General features: G+C 63.3%; 16 protein-coding genes. 9 read left to right on the top strand and 7 right to left on the bottom strand.

Annotated elements, in window-relative coordinates:
* Positions 1-45: 45 nt before the first annotated feature.
* Positions 46-1,176, bottom strand: a complete 1,131-nt coding sequence (locus tag L1K66_RS07365; protein ID WP_407931982.1) for a site-specific DNA-methyltransferase — start codon at positions 1,174-1,176, stop codon at positions 46-48.
* A gap of 565 nt (positions 1,177-1,741) precedes the next feature.
* Between L1K66_RS07365 and L1K66_RS07360 the strand changes: the two genes are divergently transcribed.
* Both L1K66_RS07360 and L1K66_RS07355 read left to right on the top strand, forming a co-directional pair.
* Positions 1,742-2,089, top strand: coding sequence for a phage antirepressor KilAC domain-containing protein (locus tag L1K66_RS07360; RefSeq protein WP_252260284.1), 348 nt, complete (start codon positions 1,742-1,744; stop codon positions 2,087-2,089).
* Entirely contained in the window at positions 2,082-2,621 is a 540-nt protein-coding gene (locus L1K66_RS07355) for a hypothetical protein (protein ID WP_252260283.1), read from the top strand. Before L1K66_RS07360 ends, L1K66_RS07355 begins: the two co-directional genes overlap by 8 nt.
* Here the strand turns inward: L1K66_RS07355 and L1K66_RS07350 are convergent.
* Both L1K66_RS07350 and L1K66_RS07345 read right to left on the bottom strand, forming a co-directional pair.
* Positions 2,614-3,540, bottom strand: coding sequence for a calcium/sodium antiporter (locus L1K66_RS07350; RefSeq protein WP_252260282.1), 927 nt, complete (start codon positions 3,538-3,540; stop codon positions 2,614-2,616). The two genes, L1K66_RS07355 and L1K66_RS07350, sit on opposite strands and share 8 nt — an antisense overlap.
* Positions 3,541-3,569: 29 nt before the next feature.
* A complete protein-coding gene (locus tag L1K66_RS07345) occupies positions 3,570-4,208 on the bottom strand; it encodes a ribonuclease HII (RefSeq protein ID WP_252260281.1) in 639 nt (212 codons plus the stop codon).
* Here L1K66_RS07345 and L1K66_RS07340 point away from each other — a divergent pair.
* From L1K66_RS07340 to L1K66_RS07315, 6 genes are all read left to right on the top strand, one after another.
* A complete protein-coding gene (locus L1K66_RS07340; RefSeq protein ID WP_252260280.1) occupies positions 4,207-5,376 on the top strand; it encodes a PQQ-dependent sugar dehydrogenase in 1,170 nt (389 codons plus the stop codon). The genes L1K66_RS07345 and L1K66_RS07340 overlap by 2 nt on opposite strands.
* A gap of 40 nt (positions 5,377-5,416) precedes the next feature.
* A complete protein-coding gene (locus L1K66_RS07335) occupies positions 5,417-5,947 on the top strand; it encodes a GNAT family N-acetyltransferase (RefSeq protein WP_252260279.1) in 531 nt (176 codons plus the stop codon).
* A 49-nt stretch (positions 5,948-5,996) separates the two neighbouring features.
* Positions 5,997-6,545: a DUF1285 domain-containing protein gene (locus L1K66_RS07330; protein WP_252260278.1), complete on the top strand. Its 549-nt coding sequence runs from the start codon at positions 5,997-5,999 to the stop codon at positions 6,543-6,545.
* A 7-nt stretch (positions 6,546-6,552) separates the two neighbouring features.
* Entirely contained in the window at positions 6,553-7,149 is a 597-nt protein-coding gene (locus L1K66_RS07325) for an NUDIX hydrolase (protein WP_252260277.1), read from the top strand.
* A gap of 63 nt (positions 7,150-7,212) precedes the next feature.
* Positions 7,213-8,391 (top strand): CCA tRNA nucleotidyltransferase, encoded by a 1,179-nt coding sequence (locus tag L1K66_RS07320; protein WP_252260275.1) that lies wholly within the window; start codon positions 7,213-7,215, stop codon positions 8,389-8,391.
* A 283-nt stretch (positions 8,392-8,674) separates the two neighbouring features.
* Entirely contained in the window at positions 8,675-9,277 is a 603-nt protein-coding gene (locus tag L1K66_RS07315) for a hypothetical protein (protein ID WP_252260274.1), read from the top strand.
* A 117-nt stretch (positions 9,278-9,394) separates the two neighbouring features.
* On the opposite strand, the gene parC is transcribed toward L1K66_RS07315, so the two are convergent.
* Positions 9,395-11,689, bottom strand: a complete 2,295-nt coding sequence (parC, locus tag L1K66_RS07310; RefSeq protein WP_252260273.1) for a DNA topoisomerase IV subunit A — start codon at positions 11,687-11,689, stop codon at positions 9,395-9,397.
* A 192-nt stretch (positions 11,690-11,881) separates the two neighbouring features.
* Here parC and L1K66_RS07305 point away from each other — a divergent pair, with 192 nt between their 5' ends.
* The gene (locus L1K66_RS07305; RefSeq protein WP_252260271.1) at positions 11,882-12,760 is read left to right on the top strand and encodes a DUF4349 domain-containing protein; all 879 of its coding nucleotides are present in this window, start codon (positions 11,882-11,884) and stop codon (positions 12,758-12,760) included.
* Here the strand turns inward: L1K66_RS07305 and L1K66_RS07300 are convergent.
* The 3 genes from L1K66_RS07300 to L1K66_RS07290 are packed head-to-tail and all read right to left on the bottom strand — an operon-like array spanning position 12,757 to position 15,937.
* Entirely contained in the window at positions 12,757-14,508 is a 1,752-nt protein-coding gene (locus L1K66_RS07300; RefSeq protein WP_252260270.1) for a caspase family protein, read from the bottom strand. The genes L1K66_RS07305 and L1K66_RS07300 overlap by 4 nt on opposite strands.
* 20 nt (positions 14,509-14,528) lie before the next feature.
* Positions 14,529-14,864, bottom strand: a complete 336-nt coding sequence (locus L1K66_RS07295) for a 2Fe-2S iron-sulfur cluster-binding protein (RefSeq protein WP_252260269.1) — start codon at positions 14,862-14,864, stop codon at positions 14,529-14,531.
* Positions 14,855-15,937, bottom strand: a complete 1,083-nt coding sequence (locus L1K66_RS07290) for a cysteine desulfurase family protein (protein WP_252260268.1) — start codon at positions 15,935-15,937, stop codon at positions 14,855-14,857. Before L1K66_RS07290 ends, L1K66_RS07295 begins: the two co-directional genes overlap by 10 nt.
* Positions 15,938-15,942 lie beyond the last annotated feature (5 nt).

The raw sequence follows: 15,942 nt of genomic DNA, 5'->3' as shown, positions 1-15,942 counted from the left end.
GGGTTATCGTCATTCCGGCACTCGCGCGAACAACGATAGGCCCGATCAATCCTCGTTCGCCAGACGGTACAGTTCGCGGGCCGCGTCGACCGGCTTTACGTCGCCGTCGACCTCGTAGTGCCAGAAGCTCCAGCCGTTGCAGCTGGGGGCGCCTTGCAGGTCTTTGCCGAGGCCGTGGATCGAACCCGTCTTGCCTCCGCATTCCAGCGATCCGTCGGCGCGCACGGTCGCGATCCAGCGGCGTTTCTTGTCGAACACCTGCGTGCCCGGCTTGATCAGCCCGGTTTCCACCACCGCGCCGAATGCGACCTTGGGCGCGCTCTTGGCGCTTTGCATGGTGGTGAGAGCGCTTTCGTCGAGCGGCAGTTCCTTCTCGATCCGCTTCATCGCGACGTTGCGGTAGAAATCCTCGCGCTCGCAGCCGATCCACTCGCGGCCCAGACGCTTTGCCACCGCGCCGGTGGTGCCGGTGCCAAAGAACGGATCGAGCACAACGTCGCCTTTTTCCGTCGTCGCCAGCAGCACACGGTACAGCAGCGCCTCCGGCTTTTGCGTGGGATGCGCTTTCTTGCCGTCTTCTTTCAACCGTTCGCCGCCCGAACAGATCGGCAGCACCCAGTCGGAGCGCATCTGAAGCTCGTCATTGAGCGTTTTCATCGCGCGATAGTTGAAGTGGTAGCGCGCCTTTTCACCCTGCGACGCCCAGATCAGCGTTTCATGCGCATTAGTGAATCGTGTGCCTTTGAAATTGGGCATGGGGTTGGTCTTGCGCCACACGATGTCGTTGAGGATCCAGAAGCCCAGGTCCTGGATGATCGCGCCGCACCGGAAGATGTTGTGATAGCTGCCGATCACCCACAGCGACCCGTCGGGCTTCAGAACGCGTCTCGCTTCCGTCAACCAAGCTCTTGTAAATTCGTCATAAGCGCGGAACGATTCAAACTGGTCCCAGTGATCGTCCACGGCATCGACCTGGCTGCCGTCGGGCCGGTTCAGGTCGCCGCCAAGCTGGAGGTTGTAGGGCGGATCGGCGAACACGCAGTCGACCGAATTGTCGGGCAGCGAACGCATCGCCTCGATGCAGTCGCCGGACAGGATCTGCCCCAGTGGCAAGAGCGCACGCGTGTCCTGCGGGGCCTTGGTTGCCCCCTTTGCCCGCAGCTTTGTTGTTTCCATAACGCCCATTGAAATGCCCCGAAGTGATTGCTTGCGCCAAACTTATCCACAGGCATGAGTCCTCGCGGACTCCGCGTCAAGCGCTTTGGTTCTCGGCGTTTATGGTTAACACTTGGTAAAGGACGCTAATGGCAGCGCGGAACGAAAGGTGACCCCACTAGATGTTGAGTCCCTGGCAATTGGTGGGACTCCAGATCGGGTGGTGTTGCGTGAAGGACTCGCTTGCAGGCTTTGTTCGGGGGCGGCTCGAATTATTCGTGCTGCGAAATTCCAGTCGGCGCCCGGGGAGGAGATTGATGAGTTGATCGAGGATTTGCCAAGGCACGGACAAAACTCGCAACGCCGACTGGAGAGTTCGTGCCCTCGCGTGAACAATCTCCCCTGCGACCCTTCGGGTGCCCGAAATCTGCTGCGCTTCGATATTGATTCCAATCTGTAGAAATCTGCACTACAGTCTGTAGAGATACTTAGGTATATGATTTTGTTACACAAAAAATTTGAGTGCGCTTGACCGGTGCAGCTGACCAAACGACAGTGTGAGGTTGCCGATCGTCTCCTTGCGAGGATGACGATTGCTGCGATTGCCGAAGACCTCGAGCTGACCGAAAGCCGGGTCAACCAGATCATCCGGGCGCTCAAGAACCGCTTCGAAGTCGACACGCAGGCGGGCATCGTCGCGGCCTATCAGAAGGCGCTGGAAGCGGGCCTGACCCAGTCGGAAGCGCAGGAGGATCAGGGCGACGCAGCGGGCACGGGCGATGAAAGCCTTGTGCCACAGTTGCTCAATACACCCCACCCCTTGCTCTACAGGCTGGTGGCGATCTGTGTCGCGGCGTTGATGCTCGCAGTCACCCTTGTCGCACTGACTCAGTTTGCCGTCACCCTGAACGATGCGTTGAGTGCGAATGGCTGATTTTTTCGGCGAAATTTTCAACATCCTGCGCTGGACAAGCCAATGGCGGGTCAGCCTGCAGGAAACATGGACGATCATCCTGCTCGTCACCGCTCTGCTGTGGGGCGGCGGTCCGGAAAAGATCGCCATAAGCGTCTGGCTGATCGTCGTCGAGTTCAGCCGATACCTATCGATCAACACAGAGAAAACGCCTGAAGCGACGCTGGCTCTGTGGTCGGGTGTGAACTGGAACTCCTTTCTGGTGGACGGACTGCTGCTGATCGGCTTTGTCGGTCTCGCCCTGATTGCAAACCGTCGATACGTGTTCTGGATCGCCGGGCTTCAGGTGATCGCCGTCATGGGCCATGTCGTGCGCGCGAGCACGGATGATCTGATGATCTTCGTTTACGGGCTGATGGTGATGGGCCCCGGCTGGCTGCAGATATTCGCCATGACCGCCGGACAAATCGCCCATCTGCGGCGCCCGCGCGGCGTTTATTCCGACTGGATCTGGCAGGTCAGGCGTCCCGTGGCAGCCCAAAGCGTCAGCTGAAGACGAACACCACATTCGCCGCGAATGCCGCGACCAGCACCGCGCCGATCATCCGCCCGATGCTCCGCGCGAACCACAAGAGCGCCAGCAGCATCACCGCGCTGGCGGTCAACAGCGCCATCTGCAACCCGGCTAGATCGGCCGAAACCGGGCTTGGCGCGATGGTCATGGTTGCGCCGCCGATCAGCAGGATGTTGTAGATGTTCGAGCCGACGACATTGCCCAGCGCAAGGCCCGATTTGCCCCGCAGCGCGGCGGCAATCGATGCGGCGAGTTCGGGCAGCGACGTTCCGACCGCGACGATCGTCAGGCCGATGACGGTTTCCGGCACCTTGAAAATGGTCGCAAGGCTGATCGCCCCCGTCACCAGCGCATTGCCGCCCGCCACGAGTATCGCCAGACCGACAGCGAACAGGCCGAATGCGATCACTCCGCTTTGCGGCTGGTCGTCATCCCCTACCTCGTCCACTGGTGCCGCGCCCGGATGGCGATACCGCCACACGATATAGGCGACGATCAGCCCCAGCAGCGCGATCCCGATCCAGACCGCGCCGATCTGCGTTAGCGCCAGCCCCCACAAAAGCAGCGTCACCGCCAGCGCCACCACCGCATCGCGCCGCCCGATGCCCGAAAGCGCGATTGGCATGATCAGCGCCGAAGCGCCGAGGATCAGCAGCGTGTTGGCGATGTTCGACCCGACGATATTGCCCCACGCGATCCCCGGCGAACCGGACAGCGCGGCCTGCACGCTCGCCACCATTTCGGGCATGCTGGTGGCAAAGCCGACAATCACCAGCCCGGTGAACAGCGTCGACACGCCCAGTTTCTGCGCGATGCCCACGGCCCCGCGCACCAGCAATTCGCCGCCAATGGCAAGGCCGACAAGCCCGCCCAGACTGAGTAGTATCGCTTCAAGCATCGCGCGCCCTTAATCGAAGCGCGACGGTTTCACAAAAGGTTTGCCTGCGCGACGGGGGCAAAGCTGTGGCGGTGCAAGGGTGTGGGTCCATGCACACGCAACGCTTCCATGTGCTCGCGCGTTCCATAGCCCTTGTTGCGATCCCAACCATATTCGGGATGGCGCACTGCGGCTTCGATCATCAGCCGGTCGCGCCACTCCTTGGCGATGATCGACGCCGCGCCGATCGCCACTTCGCGGCCGTCCCCGCCGATGATCGCACGCGCGGGCCAGCGCCATTCGGCGCAGCGCCTTTCGGGCGTCTGGTTGCCGTCGATCAGCACTTCCTGCGGGGCATCGGGCAAAAGCGCGCACAGATCGCGCACACACCGCGTCATCGCCTCCATTGTCGCCTGGAAAATGTTGATCCGGTCGATCTCTTCCGGTTCCACCACCGCCACCGCCCATGCGCAGGAGGCGCGGATACCTTCGTCGAGCTTTGCCCGGCGCTTGGCGGAAAGCGTCTTGGAATCCCCCACACCAGCGGGTAGTCCCGCCCCCACGACCACGGCGGCGGCCACCACCGGCCCTGCCAGCGGCCCTCGCCCTGCCTCGTCCACCCCGATGACAAACGGCGCGCGCAAGGATGGGGGGCAACCAAATGAAGGATCGGGAGTTACCTGAAGCATGAAGACCTTTTCCAAACTTGCCGCCGCACTTTCCCTTCCCGCGCTCGCGCTCGCAAGCTGCGCCAATGCGGAAAATGGGGAAACCACCCAAACCGCCACGACTGAAGTCAGCCTGACCGTCACACCGATGGGCGAATTCGAACGCCCGTGGGCAATCGAATTCATCCCCGGCACCGACTGGATCGCCATCACCGAGAAAGAAGGCGCGCTCAAGCTGATGCACTCTGCCAACGGGCAGGTGGTCAATGTCAGCGGAGTGCCCGAAGTCGCCTTTGGCGGTCAGGGCGGCCTCGGCGATGTGGCGTTTCTGGACAGCGAAGCCGAAGTAATGGGCGCACGCACCATCTATCTCAGCTGGGCGCAGCTCGGCGAAGACGGGGAGACACGCGGTGCAGTGGTCGGGCGCGGAAAGCTCGACTGCACCGATCCCGACACCGCGCAAATGCTCTGTGCCATTGAAGGGCTGGAAGTAATCTGGCAGCAGACCCCCAAGGTCGAGGGGCGCGGGCATTATTCGCACCGCATCACCTTCTCGCCCGACGAACAATACATGTTCGTCACCAGCGGTGATCGCCAGAAACAGACCCCGGCACAGGACATGACCAACACGCTGGGCACGATCGTGCGGCTGAACCTCGACGGCACCCCGGCAGCGGGCAATCCCTTTGCCGAACAAGGCGGCGTGACGGCGGAAATCTGGTCTTACGGCCATCGCAACCTTCTCGGCATCGATTGGGATGCACAAGGTCGCCTGTGGGAAGTCGAGCACGGCCCGGCAGGCGGTGACGAGCTCAATCTGGTGCGCGAAGGCGCGAATTACGGCTGGCCGACGCGTTCCAACGGGGACAATTACAACGGCGTCGACATTCCCGACCACACCGATGACGACGGCTTTACCAAGCCGGCAATCTGGTGGACCCCGGTGATCGCGCCGGGCGACATGGTGTTCTATTCGGGCGAGATGTTCGCCGACTGGCAGGGTGACGCGCTGATCGCAGGCCTTGCCAGCAAGGCATTGGTCCACGTTGCCATCGAAGGCGAAACCGCCCGCGAAGTCGGCCGCTACGAAGTGGGCGACCGCCTGCGTTCGGTGACGCTGGCACCGGACGGCAGCATCTTCGTGGCCGAAGACGGCGAAGGCGGGCGTGTGCTGCGGATTAGTAAGTAATCTTGGCAGGGCGCGAAAACTCACCTAACCGCGCCCTCCAATGAATCAGACCGCCACTCTCATCCCGCTTGTCGCGGTTGATCCCGAGATGATCGAGCAAGTGCTCGACCGTGCCTTCGGCCCGGATCGTCACGCGCGCACCGCCTATCGCATCCGCGAAGGGATGGACTGGCTTGAAGCGCTCAGCTTTGCCGCGCTGGACGAAGACGAGATGCTGGTCGGCACGATCCAGTGTTATCCGATTGCGCTGTTCGATCGCGAAGGGCGCGGTGTCCCGCTCGTTATGGTCGGCCCGGTCGCCGTCTTGCCCGAAAGACAGGGCGAAGGGTTTGGCATCGGTCTGATGGCGGCAATGCTCGATGCAGAAGCAAACCTTGCGAAATCGGGCATGCCGCCGCTCGCGCAGGTGTTGATCGGGGATGTCGAATATTACGGGCGCTGGGGTTTCTCGGCGGCCTCAACGGGCGGCTGGCGTTGCCCCGGCCCTTACGAGCAGCACCGATTGCTGGCGCGCGGCCCCGCGCTGTCGGCGATGCCCGCCGAAGGCATGCTGGGACCGTGGCAAGGGTAACTTACCACCTTTCCCGGAACCCCGGCATCTGGCATCGCGTATTCAACACATGCCTTACGAACCACCACCCTACCTTGCCGAACTGACCCTGGCCCAGATTGCCGAGCAGGTGGCGCAGCGCAAGCTGCCCCCGGTCGAAGGCTGGGCGCCCGAACGGGTCGGCGACAGCCAGATGCGCATTGCCGCCGACGGAACATGGTTTCACGAAGGCGATCCGATCCAACGTCCGGCGATGGTGCGCGCCTTTTCCGGCCTGCTGACCCGTGATGAAGGTGGGCAGCACTGGCTCGTCACCCCGTTTGAGAAATTGAGCATCGAAGTCGAAGACGCCGCCTTCATCGCGACCGATTGCGTGCGCAAGGACGGCGACCTCGCTTTCCGCATCAACACCGATGAACTGGTGATCGCCGGGCCGGACAATCCCTTGCGCGTGGCGGGCGATCCGGACACTCCGGCAATCTATCTTCACGTGCGGCGCGGGTGCGAGGCGCGGCTGAACCGTTCGACCTATACCCAGCTTGCCGAAATCGCGCTCGAAACCAATGGCGACGACTGGATCGTGTCGAGCCAGGGTGCGCTGTTTTCGCTGAAGGCGTGATCGGCGGATGAGCGATCTTTTCGATCATCTGGCAGACCTATACGCGCGCGGGCATGCCCGCGAGGCGCCGTACCTGATCATCGATCATCGCCATGCCGAGGGTGATCGGCAAACCCCTGCGGCGGTGCTGATAGCAGTCGTCGACAAGCCCGCCGGGCCAAGCGTGTTGCTGACACAGCGGCCACGCGGAATGCGCGATCATCCCGGGCAAGTCGCTCTGCCCGGAGGCAAGCTGGAGCCGGGCGAGGATGCCGTCGAAGCGGCCTTGCGCGAGGCGAAGGAGGAGCTTGGCATTCGGGCCGAAGACGTCCGCGTGATCGGCGCAACCGACCTTTACCTGACCGGCACGGGGTTTGCGGTGACGCCCGTTCTCGCGGTGGTGCCCGATGGCCTCGCGATAGAGCCTGACCCGCGCGAGGTCGCCGCGTGGTTCGATCCGCCGCTGGCGCATCTGCTCGATCCCGACAACTGGATCAGGCGCAGCGCGATGTGGAACGGGCAGGAACGCTTCTATCTCGACATGCAATATGGCGAATTTCGCATCTGGGGCGTGACCGCCGCGATCCTGTTCAACCTGTCGCGCCGGATCGCATGGCAGAGCTGAATCGCGCATCCCGGCCAACCGCAAGCTTGTCCAAGGCACAGTTTTCCGTCTAGCGGGGCAATCGTGAACGACGCACTCAAATCGGCTGACTGGCCCCGGCGGGAGGGGCTGCGTATGCTCACCGCCGCGCTGGGGGCGGAGCATATCCGCTGGGTCGGCGGAGCGGTGCGGGACACGCTGCTGCAAATGGCGGTCCACGATGTCGATTGCGCGACCATGCACACGCCGGACCGGGTGATCGACCTGTGCGCGCAGGCGGGGATACGCACCGTGCCGACGGGGATCGATCACGGCACCGTCACCGCGATCCTTGCCGATGGCCCGGTCGAAATCACCACCCTGCGCCGCGATGTCGCCACCGATGGCAGGCGCGCGACCGTCGCCTTTGCGACCGAATGGCGCGAGGACGCGGCGCGGCGCGATTTCACTATCAACGCGCTCTACGCCCATCCCGAAACGCTGGAGATTTCGGACTATTTCGGCGGCCAGGACGATCTGACGGCACGGCGGGTGCGGTTTATCGGCGATGCGCGTGATCGCATCGCCGAGGATCATCTGCGGATCCTGCGCTATTACCGGTTTCAGGCGCGGTTCGGGGCGGAGCTCGATCCCGAAGCCGAAGCCGCCTGCACCGCCATGGCGGCAACGCTTAAGGGCTTGAGCCGCGAGCGGATCGCGGCGGAGTTGCTGGCGCTTCTGGCGCTGCCCGATCCGCACGCGACGTTGGCGCGGATGCACGAAGCCGGGGTGCTGGGCGTGATCCTGCCCGAAACCGGCCGCGCGCATCTCGACGCGCTTGCCCGTTTGATCCGGCGCGAGGATGCCAATGCGCAGGCCCCCGCGCCGATCCGCCGCCTTGCCTCATTGTTGCCGCCCTCGCCCGAAGTGGCCGAAGCGGTCGCCGCACGGTTGCGCCTGTCAAAGGCACAGCGTTCGCGGCTTGTTTCAGCGAGCGAACGACTGGGCAGCGATGCCGAAAATCCGCAAACGCTGGCCTACAATATCGGCATCGAGCAAGCGATCGACCGGCTGCTGCTGCTCGACCATGACACCGCAATGATTACCGGGTGGGAGCCGCCCGCCTTCCCGCTGAAGGGCGGAGAGATCGTCGCGCGCGGGGTCGCCGCCGGGCCGCACGTCGCGCGGCTGATGCAGACGGTGGAACGCCGCTGGGTTGCCGAAGGGTTTCCCGATCCAGATCGCATTGCGCAGATTCTGGACGAGGAATTGGCGCGCGGCTGACGCTGACCGCCATTGCTGACCGGACTTTGACGTTTACGTTAAGGCGAGCTTCAGGCGCGATCAGTCACATAAAAGTCACAGGTCGTCGACTTGTCACAGGCCGGGCCTGCCGTTAGGGAACTCCCCGCGCGTTTCGCACATTGTTCGCAGGAGCGTGCTTCCATCGCTGTTGGCCTGGCCCTTTTGGTCTTGCGTCCATCCTGCACGCGCTGCCCTCCTGTTTGCGGCGGCCACCCTTCCCCTCCGGGGTCTGACTGGAATTACAACTGGAGAGTAATTGATCATGAAATTTGCAAAGCTTGCCCTTATTGCCACCGTTGTGGCTGCCGCCCCCGTCGCCGCCAATGCGCAAGACGTCGGCACCACCATCTTCAGCCAGGAAGAAACCCCGACCGAAGTCGGCACGGTTGTCAGCAATGATGGCGCGACAGTCCTTGTCGACACCGGCAAGCACCAGGCTCCGCTGCCTGCGAACTTCTTTGCACAACGCGAAGGCAACTGGACGATCAACGCCACCAAGGGCCAGATCGACGGCATGATGGATGCGCAGGTTGCCGAAGCCAATGCCAAGCGCGATGCCGCGCTGGTCGAAGGCGCTATGGTCGTCAGCGCTGACGGCCTGCCCGCCGGCACCGTCTACACCATCGACAGCGAAGACACCGTGATCGTGCAGAACGACATGGGCATCGTCACCCTGACCCGCGAATCCTTCGCCGTGAGCCCTGAAGGCGCGCTGATGGCGCTCTACACCGGCGCACAGCTGGGCGCGAACACCGTCGAGGTGCCAGAAGGTGCAGAAATCCTCACCCCGGCACAGGCCCGCGCCAAGGAAGCCGAAATGGCGGCGACCGAGGAAGCCGCAGGCGCAACCGGCGTCAGCATGTAAGCAGACACGCCCGTTCGGGCAGAAAAAAGCCGCGGTCACCAGCAATGGTGGCCGCGGCTTTTGCTTTCATCCGCTTGGTTGGGACGGAGCCGTCAATGGGCCCGCGCACACCAACGATCATGAAAACCTGTTGTTCTTCGGGAAACCCTGCGGCGGCAGGCGACCGGCGGCGCCGCGAGCGACCTTCCATTGCCAGATTTCGGTTTCGGTCCGGGTCCGCTCGCCTGATCCGCCCATCGTCCAGCTCAAACCGTCCGCCAGCACGAAGGTGGTCGCATCGCTCAATCCGCCATCGCGGTAGCGTTGCAGCATCACCCCCTGCCCGCGCGCCATCACCGGCATTTCTTCGAGGTTGAAGACGATCAGCTTGCGGTTTTCACCCACCGCCGCGACATGATCGTGGCCTTCGGGGACCTCGCGGATCACCTGCAGCCGCGCGCCGTCCTTCAGGTTCACGACCTGCCGCCCTTTGCGGGTTTCGGCGAGCAGCTCCTTCGTCTCCGCGATGAAGCCCTTGCCGATGCTGGAGGCGAGCAACAGGCGCCCGCCTTCCTTGTGCACCAGCATCCCTGAAATCGAGGCCTCGGCTTCAAGGTCGATCATGGTGCGCACCGGCTCGCCAAAGCCTCGCGCACCGGGCAGCTTGTCACAGCCTAGGGTAAAGAACCGCCCGTCGGATGCCGCAATCAGCAGCTTGTCGGTGGTCTGCGCGTGGAGGATGTAGGCGAGCTTGTCGCCTTCCTTGTATTTGAATTCCTGATCCAGCGGTACGTGGCCACTCGCCGCCCTGATCCATCCCTTTTGCGACAGGATCACGGTGACCGGTGCTTTTTCGATCATCGCGTCCATGCTGAATTCCACCGCCGGAGCGGCTTCGCGGATCAGCGTTCGACGCGCGCCCAGCGCGGTGTCCTCGGCATAGTCCTTGCGCAAGGTCCGCAAGTCCTTCTTCAGCCGGGTGCGCTGGCGGGCCGGGCTTTCGAGCAGCTTGTTGAGATCGTCCTGCTCGGCCAGCAATTCGTCCTTTTCCTGCCGCAGCTGCATTTCTTCCAGCTTGCGCAAGGACCGCAGGCGCATGTTCAGGATGGCCTCGGCCTGCCTGTCGGTGAGCTTGAACTCCTCCATCATCACCGCCTTAGGATCATCCTCATACCGGATGATCTCGATCACGCGATCAAGGTTGAGGAAGGCGATGATGTAGCCTTCGACCAGTTCCAGCCGCTTTTCGATCTGGTCGAGGCGGTGGCGGGTGCGCCGCTGGAGGATGTCGATCTGCGAGGCGGTCCAATGGCCCAGGAGCTCCTTGATACCCATCACCATCGGGGTGCGGGTGGCATCCAGCACGTTCATGTTCAGCCCGAAACGGGTTTCCATGTCGGTCAGCTTGAAGATCGATTCCTTGAGCAGTTCGGGATCGACATTGCGCGTGCGCGGGACGAGCACGATGCGAATCTTCTCATCGCTTTCGTCGCGCACGTCTTCAAGGATCGGCAGCTTCTTGTCGGCAATGGCTTGCGCGATCTGTTCGATCAGCTTGCCCTTGGCCACCTGATAGGGAATTTCGCTGATGACGAGCTGCCACTGGCCGCCGCCCAGCCGTTCAATCCCGGCTTCGATATCGGCCTGATCCTTGGCCTCGGGCGCGCGGAACACGCCGCGCAGGCGGAAAGACCCGCGCCCGGTGCGATAGGCTTCGGAAATGGTCGCGGCGCTGTCCACGATCTGGCCACCGGTCGCAAAATCCGGGCCGTGCATCAGTTCCATCAGCCGTTCATGCTCGACATGCGGATTGTCGATCAGTTCCAGCGTCGCGTCGATCACCTCCGCCACATTGTGCGAAGGGATGTTGGTCGCCATGCCCACAGCAATCCCGCTGGCGCCATTGGCCAGCAGATTGGGGAACAGGCCCGGCATCAGTTCGGGTTCGACTTCCTCGCCATTGTAGGTCGGGATGAAATCGACGGTGCCCGCGTCCAGCCCTTCCATCAACTGCATCGCGGTCTTGGTCAGGCGGGCTTCGGTGTAGCGGTAGGCAGCGGCGTTATCGCCGTCGATATTGCCGAAATTCCCCTGCCCCTCGACCAACGGATACCGCAGCGAGAAATCCTGCGCGAGCCGCACCATCGCGTCATAGGCGGCGGTATCGCCGTGGGGGTGATATTTACCAATCACCTCACCCACGACGCGGGCCGATTTCTTGTAGCCGCTGTCAGGCGAAAGCTTCAGCTGGCGCATAGTCCACAACAGGCGACGGTGAACCGGTTTCAGCCCGTCACGCAGATCAGGCAGCGAACGCGCGGTGATCGTGGACAGGGCATAGACCAGATACCGCTCTGACAGGGCGGCATCGAAGGGCGCATCGACGATCGCGTCGAACGGATCGGAATCATCAGTGGTCGAAGTGTCGGACATCCCTCTCGCTTAGCAATGCGGGAGGGTGCGCGGGAGAGGCGTTTCCACAGGGAATACGCCCTGAAGAATGCGGGCGAAAACCGGGAAATTCCAACCCGGCTTGAATTATGGCTAAAATGTGGCACAATTGGGGCGAGAATAAGGCAGACTCGCTTTCGCTGCCTTGTTCCGCCCCGATTTGAGGAGAGAGAAATGCGTAAAACCTGGATGTTGGCCGGTGCCGCAATGCTTGCAGTTGGCCTTGGCGCGTGCAGCGAAGCGGGGGATTCCGCCATGTACGAAGAAGCCGCAATGGATGCAGAATATGCCGCCGAAGCCAGCGAAGTCGCCGCCGATGACGGCGCGATCCCCGAACTGGGCGACATCCCGGTGAACATGCCGCAGCTCGCCTACACCTATGATTACCGCTGGGCGCTGCCCGCTGCCGATATCGGCCCCTTGCAGCGTCGCCATGCCAGCCTGTGCGAACAGCAAGGCCCGGCTGCCTGCCGCATTCTCGGCATGAGCAAGACCGGCGAGGAAGCCGACGAAGTCACCGGCGTGCTCGAAATGGCGGTTGCCAGCCGGCAGGCGCGGGCGTTCGGCGCGCTGCTGGAGGATGAGGCGCAGGATGCAGGCGCGGAGCAGGTTTCTGCCGAAATCGCGTCGGAGGAACTGTCACGCAACATCGTCGACACCGAAGCGCGCCTGCGCGCCCGCACCGAATTGCGCGACCGGCTGCTCGAAGTGCTGCGCACCCGCAAAGGGACGGTGCAGGAACTGGTTGAGGCCGAACGCAGCGTCGCGCGCGTCAACGAGGAGATCGACCAGGCGCGCAGCTGGCTGCGGCAGATGGAAGGCCGCGTCGCCTACAGCCGCGTCACCGTGCGATACGAAACAGGCGTGCCGATCAGCAGCGATTTCTTCGCCCCGGCGCAGGGTGCGATCGGGGCGCTCGGTTCGATCATGGGCTATCTCGCCGCGCTGCTCATCCTGATCGGATCGGTCGCACTGCCGGTGGGACTGGGCGTATGGGGTGTACGCATGGCCAAGCGCCGCTTTGCGCCGGTACAGGCGGAAGCTGAAGCCTAGCTGCGTGAACAGTTGAGGATGCGCGCCGCGTCCAGCGTGTTGGTTTCGACTGCCAATTCATATTGCATCGACACCATCTGCGCGCACAGCCCCGCTTCGAGATCGCCGCGCGAAAGCGCCTGACGCATCCAGAAGCGCGCATCCTCAATCGAACGTGGGCCGACCCAGCCGTTGTTGGCGGACAGCGCCATTTGCGCAAATGCATCGGGATAGCCCGCCTTGGCCGCCACCTCGCAATGCGGGACAGCCTCGGCAAACCGCGCCTCGCGCACGAAGATGTTGCACAATTGCTGGTCTGCATCCGCGCGCCCTTCTTGCGCCATTTCCTTGAGCGCCATGACAAAGGCCTCGCCCTCCTCGGGGATGGCATAGAACAAGCCGTAATAGGCATAGGCATAGCCGGCTTCCGCGGCGAGGCGTTGCTGGCGCACTCCTTCGAGGTACTCGGGCGTTCCGCGATGCTCGGCTGCGCCAATCAGCACCCGCGAATAATGTCCGCGCGCCTTGGCATAGTTCTGGTCCGCTGCCGCCTTGTAGAGTTCAAGCGAGCGCGCCTTGTCCGCCTCGTCACGCACATTGACCCGCAGGAAATAGGCAAGCTCGAGCTGGCCATAGGGCGTGCCGTGCGCCGCCGCCTTTTCCAGCGTCGCACGCGCCGCATCGAGGTCTTTTTCAACCCCCATGCCGAAATGCTGCATATAGCCCAGCAGATAGGTCGCCAGCGGATCGCCCGCCGCCACCAGCGCCTCAATCTCGGCGACCGAATGTTCCGCCAGCACGCGCATGATCAGGATCGGTTCGTCGATCCGCTCCAGTTCTTCCAACGACAGGTCGATCGGGCGCAGCGCGGGCGGCGCATCGGCTTGCTCAGCAATGGCGGCTGTACTTATCGCATCCGCCAGAAACGTGTTGGGCGACAGCGAATTGTAGGTGAACGGCACCTGCGGCGGCCAGAACCCTTCGGTGCGTTCATACACGCCTTGACGGATCGAGTTGAAGACGAGGCTCACATCAACCTTGGGCACCGTCACCTTGGTCGCCACCTCATAGGCAAAGGGGCTGACGTTCTCGGGCGGCGGGGCTGCGTCATAGGCGGGGATGCCGCGCCCGGTGGAATAGAGCACCGCCACCCGAGCGCCGGGCTCAAAATCAAACTCGCGAATGCCTGCAGAAACGCTCGCCGCCTGTCGCGTCGCGGGTTCGATGATCACCGGGGCTGGCGCGCTGCGGGTCACCTGATTCCCGGCACTGGCCGAAGGGCCGACATCGCCCGCCGTGCGGCACGCATCAAGCATGAAGATGGTCGTCCCGTCATGCGTCAAACGGTCGGCAAGCGCTTCGAATTCGATGAACACGCGGTCGATCTCGTCCGCGCTTGCCTGCAGGGGCGCGTCCACCGGGACGAGGTAATTGCGGCGGCCATATTCGAAACCATGCCCGGCGTAATAGAACACAACGATATCGGCATCGTCGATGGAGCGGCTGAACCCGTCAACCGCGCTGCGCATCTGCGCCCATGTCCCGTCGGGCACGACAGTCACCGCAAAGCCGATCGAACGCAGCGAAGCGGCCACCATGTCCACATCATTGGCCGGATTGGGCAGGCTGCTCCACTGCTCTCCGGTGCCGACTTGCTGGTATGAGGAATTGCCGATCAGCAGCGCATGCTTGCCCCCTGCCTGGGCGGGAACGCCTGCAAGCATGCAGCTCGCGGCGAGAACCATCAGGGCGATGAATTTGCGGATCATGGTCTTCCCCCCGTTCACCCTTACATCCGCCGCGCGTCGTTGCTTTCAGCGGGCACGCTGACGGTCAGCCCGTCAAGCGCCTCGGTCAGGTCGATCTGGCACGAAAGGCGGCTTGTCCGGCGCGCTCCGGCGGCGAAATCGAGCATGTCTTCCTCTTCCTCGCTCGGTTCGTCCAGCTTCTCGAACCATTCGGGCGCGACGATCACATGGCAGGTGGAACAGGCCATCTGCCCCTCGCACGTCCCCTCGAGCGGGAGGCCCGCAGCCTGCCCGATTTTCAGCAGATTGTCGCCCGCATCAGCCTCTGCCTCGATCGCGGTGCCGCGCGGGTCGATGAAGGTGACTTTCAAACCCACAATTCCTGCTCCTTCACCGCAGCTTTGATGTCCTGTGCCGCCGCCTCAAGCTCCTCTGCCGAAGTATAGCGACCCCAGCCGAGCCGGATCGTGCTTTTCGCTTCGGCATCGGAAAGCCCGATGGCTTTGAGCACATGGCTGGGCTTGCCCGATCCGCTGGCGCAGGCGCTTCCGGCGGAAAACATGACATTGCGGCAGGTGCTCATCAACCGCGCCACATCCAGCCCTCCGCGCCTGATGCTGAGATTGGCGTGGTTGCGGGCGGTGAGGCTGCCGTTCACTTGCCAGTCGTCGAACAGTTCCAGCGCGCGATCCCACAGGGCGCGCGCGTGTTCGCGGTCTTCCTCCATGCGTTCATGCGCCAGCTGCGCCGCCACGCCGAACCCTGCGACCAGCGCCGGGGACAGCGTGCCCGAACGCAATCCTTCCTGAAGCCCGCCGGTGATCTGCGGAGTCAGTTCCACCCCGTCCCTCACCCACAGCGCGCCGATGCCCTTGGGGCCGTAAATCTTGTGCGCGCTCACCGCGATCATGTCGGCTTTTTCGGGAGGCGCGACCTTGCCCGCGCCCTGCACCGCGTCGCACAGGAACAGCGCGCCCGCCGCATGCGCCTGATCGGCCAGTTGATCGACCGGCTGCACAGTGCCGATTTCATTGTTGACCTGCATAACGCAGACAAGGCCGACGCCGGACGGCAGATTGGTGCGCGGATCGACGCAGCCTTCGCTGTCGACGGGGATTACCTCGGGATCGCCCAATACCTTGGCCGTGTCCTTCACCGCCGCATGTTCGATCGCGGAGATGGCGATACCCCCTTCGATCTGCGCACCGCGCATGGCGAGGTTGATCGCTTCGCAAGCATTGCCGGTGAAGATCACGCGCCCGCCCGACGGGAACAGCGCCGCCACCTTCTCGCGCGCGGCCTCCACCGCAGCCGCCGCCATCCGGCCCATGCGATGCGGGGAATGCGGATTGGCAAAGGCGCTGCCGTCCGGCCCGTCCAGATGCTGCAGCATGGCTTCGCGGGCTTCGGGGGCAAGCGGAGTGGTCGCCTGATTGTCGAGATAGATCATGACGT

Source organism: Erythrobacter aurantius, assembly GCF_023823125.1.
GTDB lineage: Bacteria > Pseudomonadota > Alphaproteobacteria > Sphingomonadales > Sphingomonadaceae > Erythrobacter > Erythrobacter aurantius.
This window is presented reverse-complemented; position numbering and strand designations above follow the sequence as displayed.

Bases quoted from the DNA above. Each gene is read 5' to 3' on its own strand.
- L1K66_RS07365 (WP_407931982.1), bottom strand. From the start codon at position 1,176: ATGGAAACAACAAAGCTGCGGGCAAAGGGGGCAACCAAGGCCCCGCAG.
- L1K66_RS07360 (WP_252260284.1), top strand. From the start codon at position 1,742: ATGACGATTGCTGCGATTGCCGAAGACCTCGAGCTGACCGAAAGCCGG.
- L1K66_RS07355 (WP_252260283.1), top strand. From the start codon at position 2,082: ATGGCTGATTTTTTCGGCGAAATTTTCAACATCCTGCGCTGGACAAGC.
- L1K66_RS07350 (WP_252260282.1), bottom strand. From the start codon at position 3,540: ATGCTTGAAGCGATACTACTCAGTCTGGGCGGGCTTGTCGGCCTTGCC.
- L1K66_RS07340 (WP_252260280.1), top strand. From the start codon at position 4,207: ATGAAGACCTTTTCCAAACTTGCCGCCGCACTTTCCCTTCCCGCGCTC.
- L1K66_RS07345 (WP_252260281.1), bottom strand. From the start codon at position 4,208: ATGCTTCAGGTAACTCCCGATCCTTCATTTGGTTGCCCCCCATCCTTG.
- L1K66_RS07335 (WP_252260279.1), top strand. From the start codon at position 5,417: ATGAATCAGACCGCCACTCTCATCCCGCTTGTCGCGGTTGATCCCGAG.
- L1K66_RS07330 (WP_252260278.1), top strand. From the start codon at position 5,997: ATGCCTTACGAACCACCACCCTACCTTGCCGAACTGACCCTGGCCCAG.
- L1K66_RS07325 (WP_252260277.1), top strand. From the start codon at position 6,553: ATGAGCGATCTTTTCGATCATCTGGCAGACCTATACGCGCGCGGGCAT.
- L1K66_RS07315 (WP_252260274.1), top strand. From the start codon at position 8,675: ATGAAATTTGCAAAGCTTGCCCTTATTGCCACCGTTGTGGCTGCCGCC.
- parC (WP_252260273.1), bottom strand. From the start codon at position 11,689: ATGTCCGACACTTCGACCACTGATGATTCCGATCCGTTCGACGCGATC.
- L1K66_RS07305 (WP_252260271.1), top strand. From the start codon at position 11,882: ATGCGTAAAACCTGGATGTTGGCCGGTGCCGCAATGCTTGCAGTTGGC.
- L1K66_RS07300 (WP_252260270.1), bottom strand. From the start codon at position 14,508: ATGATCCGCAAATTCATCGCCCTGATGGTTCTCGCCGCGAGCTGCATG.
- L1K66_RS07290 (WP_252260268.1), bottom strand. From the start codon at position 15,937: ATGATCTATCTCGACAATCAGGCGACCACTCCGCTTGCCCCCGAAGCC.